This is a genomic window from Microcoleus sp. D3_18a_C4 (assembly GCF_036702415.1).
Lineage (GTDB): Bacteria > Cyanobacteriota > Cyanobacteriia > Cyanobacteriales > Microcoleaceae > Microcoleus.
This window is the reverse complement of record NZ_JAUBTI010000210.1, coordinates 1-2,906: the sequence shown is the minus strand read 5'-3', so window position 1 is coordinate 2,906 and position 2,906 is coordinate 1. Positions and strand designations below refer to the sequence as shown.

3 protein-coding genes are annotated in these 2,906 nt (G+C 44.0%); 1 reads left to right on the top strand and 2 read right to left on the bottom strand.

The window, feature by feature from the left end; all coding sequences use genetic code 11:
• Positions 1–83: 83 nt before the first annotated feature.
• Positions 84–971 (bottom strand): DUF1232 domain-containing protein, encoded by an 888-nt coding sequence (locus QUB16_RS33140; protein ID WP_333322615.1) that lies wholly within the window; start codon positions 969–971, stop codon positions 84–86.
• Positions 972–1,050: 79 nt separating this feature from the next.
• Here QUB16_RS33140 and QUB16_RS33135 point away from each other — a divergent pair, with 79 nt between their 5' ends.
• Positions 1,051–1,875: an SDR family oxidoreductase gene (locus QUB16_RS33135; RefSeq protein WP_333322613.1), complete on the top strand. Its 825-nt coding sequence runs from the start codon at positions 1,051–1,053 to the stop codon at positions 1,873–1,875.
• Positions 1,876–1,972: 97 nt separating this feature from the next.
• Here the strand turns inward: QUB16_RS33135 and QUB16_RS33130 are convergent, their stop codons facing one another.
• Positions 1,973–2,605 (bottom strand): Uma2 family endonuclease, encoded by a 633-nt coding sequence (locus QUB16_RS33130; RefSeq protein WP_333322611.1) that lies wholly within the window; start codon positions 2,603–2,605, stop codon positions 1,973–1,975.
• Positions 2,606–2,906: the final 301 nt, after the last annotated feature.

The following is a 2,906-nucleotide window of genomic DNA, read 5'->3' as shown; positions in this document are numbered from 1 at the left end:
CGTATTGTACAATACGCGAGCGGGGACGCTCGCACTACAATAAAAAAAATGCTTTTTACAAAACTGAGATGCTCCCTCTAATATTATTTACCAAACCAATCTTTCATTTTTTGTTTAGCTTGTTCTTTAGTATCAGCATTAATGTATACTGAAACCGTAGCTATTGCCGCCAGCAATACTCCCAAATCGTCGGTAAATCCGATACCAACTAATACATCGGGAATGGCATCGACAGGAGATATAAAATACGTCAAAGCTCCAACTACAACTCCTTTTGCCCAAGCAGGCACGTTTGGGTTCTGAGCCGTATAGTAGAGAATCAAAGCTTTTTCAACTACTTCTCTTCCTGCGGTTAAAGCAAAGTTTTTAAGTTTAGTCCAAAAACTTTCATCTGAATAGTTAACTTTGGGGTTGCTGAGGTTTGTTGTGGTTCCTTTTCTGTCGATTAAATCGAGAGGGATGCCCTTAGTTTTAAGCTGGGAAACCGCAGAATTGAAGGATGCGGATGCCTGATTTTTATTGGGCGCGGCCTCCCGTATTTGTTTCATGTCTGCGATGAATTCCTGCATGGCTGGGATTTGCAAGTCGGAAACCGCCAGCAGTTTTTTTGCGGATTGGATCGCCTCGCTTTCTGCCGGATGCAGCGTCTTATTTGCCCCAGCAATGTTAATTAAAAAATACATGACTCCCAAACGCAGCGGTTCTTCTGACTGGCTGAGTGTTTGCAAACAGTCGCCCAGGGATGGGGGACGGGCTGTGTAGGATTGGATTTGAGCCTTTGCAGAGTCAGAAAATTTGTCTAAATTTATGGTTTTAAACAACAAATCTAGTTCGTCAATATCAACGGAACCATCGGCGGCTGCGATCGCAAACAAAGAACCATAAAAAGCTAAAAGTTCGCTTTCTGAGGATGTGGCAAAAATATCTCTCTCGGACATGATGCTACTCCGATTGATAACGACGCTTTGCATTTTACCACAAAACTCAGCGCGCCATGATTTCAGAAACCGGCAATAATTTGAGAGAACATGACACAATGGAGAATTTTTTATGAAAGTTGCGATCGTCGGCTGCGGCTATGTGGGTACTGCGACAGCCAAACATTTACGCGGCAAATCTGATTGTACCGTGACGGCGACAACTACGACGGCGGCGCGAGTAGTTGAGTTGGAGGGTGTCGCGCAGCGGGTAGCCGTGCTCAAAGGAAATGACAAGGATGCAATGACGGCTGTACTGCAAGAACAAGATGCTGTTATGCTGTGCGTAGGTGCTCCAAATTCTCAGGCTTATCGGGAGAGTTATTTAGATACTGCGACAACTTTAGTATCGGTTTTACAGCAGATCCCGACAGTAAAGCAGGTTATTTATACGGGTACTTATTCTGTGTATGGCGATCGCCAAGGTGAATTGGTAAATGAAGAATCACCCGTCGCGCCTGCTAATCCAAATGGTGAAATTCTCGCCGAAACAGAACGGGTTTTATTAGCAGCATCGAGTCCAAATCTTCACGTCTGCATTCTCCGTTTGGGTGGAATTTACGGGCCTGGGCGAGAATTAGTTAAAATCTTTAGAGGTTGGGCTGGGAGCACTCGTCCCGGTAAGGGGGAAGATGCTACTAATTGGGTGCATCGAGATGATATTGTTGGGGGGTTAACCTTTGCTTTGGAAAATCGATTGCAGGGAATTTACAATTTAGTCGGGGATGTGTCGCTATCTAGTGGTGAATTGCTCGATCGCATTTTTGAAACTCATAATTTGCCTCAAGTTTCTTGGGATGGAAGTCCTAGCGTGCGGCCTTATAATGCGAGGGTGTCGAATCAAAAGATTAAGGCGGCTGGTTATCAGTTTGTTCATCCTGAAATTAGGGAGTTTTAGTTGGGCGATCGCTCTTTTGTTAAACCGCATATTTTTCACAGGCGGGACGCCCGTGCCACAAGGAACGCGGATGGACGAAAGGGCGATATTCACCGCTTTAGATTTTTTCCCTAACCCAAATTCTAAATGATTTCAGTAATGCAATTTCTCCCATTGTTTTAGTCTGCTCAAAAAACCTACTCATTTCTGTTGATGATAAAAAGGGAAAAGCAATACTGAAATTGCCTTCAACATAGTCCTCGGAAGCTAACTGATAAAATTTTAAAACTCGCCCGTTATATCTCCAGAGTTCGGGTACGCCAAGTGCCGAGTAAATTCCTGACTTATTAATTGAACTGCTGGTAATATCTATTTCAATTGCCAAGTCGGGCGGTGGGGCAGTTTCTAAGTCTAGTTCTTGCCTGCCTCTGACTGCTGGTTCACTTTGAATATAATAACAATTGTCAGGTTCTATACCCTTTTTAGCCTGTTCTTGCTTGAGAGTCATTGAGCCAGCACTTTTGATTTCAATGCCGAGTTCTTCTGCTAAAATGAAAATGAAGCGATCGGACTGAATCTTGGGATTTTCATGTTCGTATAAAGGACTCATAATTTCCAACATCCCGTTATCATAAGCTATGCGATAACCTCGCTTATCGCCTATTTCTTTGAGCAACGTTTCAAAGGTTGACCAGCTAATGTTTTCTAGCAGTGTTCTCTGTTCGGCTAAACTTGAAGTAGTAGCAATCATCTCAAAATCTCCTTGAGCTGAGAAAACTCTAGTTTTATTTTACCACAGGCCCAGATACTATCAAAAAGGGGGTTCTTTTTTTGAACCGCAGATGCAGGCGGATAGATGCGGAGGAACGCGGATGGATGAAAGGGCGATCGCACTTCACTTAGGAGCATCTCAGTTTTGCATTTACAGTGCGAGCGTCCCCGCTCGCGTATTGTACAATACGCGAGCGGGGACGCGCGCACTACAATAAAAAAAATGCTTTTTACAAAACTGAGATGCTCCCAACCGGTTGCCCTTGATAGCATCCATCAAC

Excerpts from the sequence above, each read along its gene's own strand:
- QUB16_RS33140 (WP_333322615.1), bottom strand. The coding sequence starts at position 971 with ATGCAAAGCGTCGTTATCAATCGGAGTAGCATCATGTCCGAGAGAGAT.
- QUB16_RS33135 (WP_333322613.1), top strand. The coding sequence starts at position 1,051 with ATGAAAGTTGCGATCGTCGGCTGCGGCTATGTGGGTACTGCGACAGCC.
- QUB16_RS33130 (WP_333322611.1), bottom strand. The coding sequence starts at position 2,605 with ATGATTGCTACTACTTCAAGTTTAGCCGAACAGAGAACACTGCTAGAA.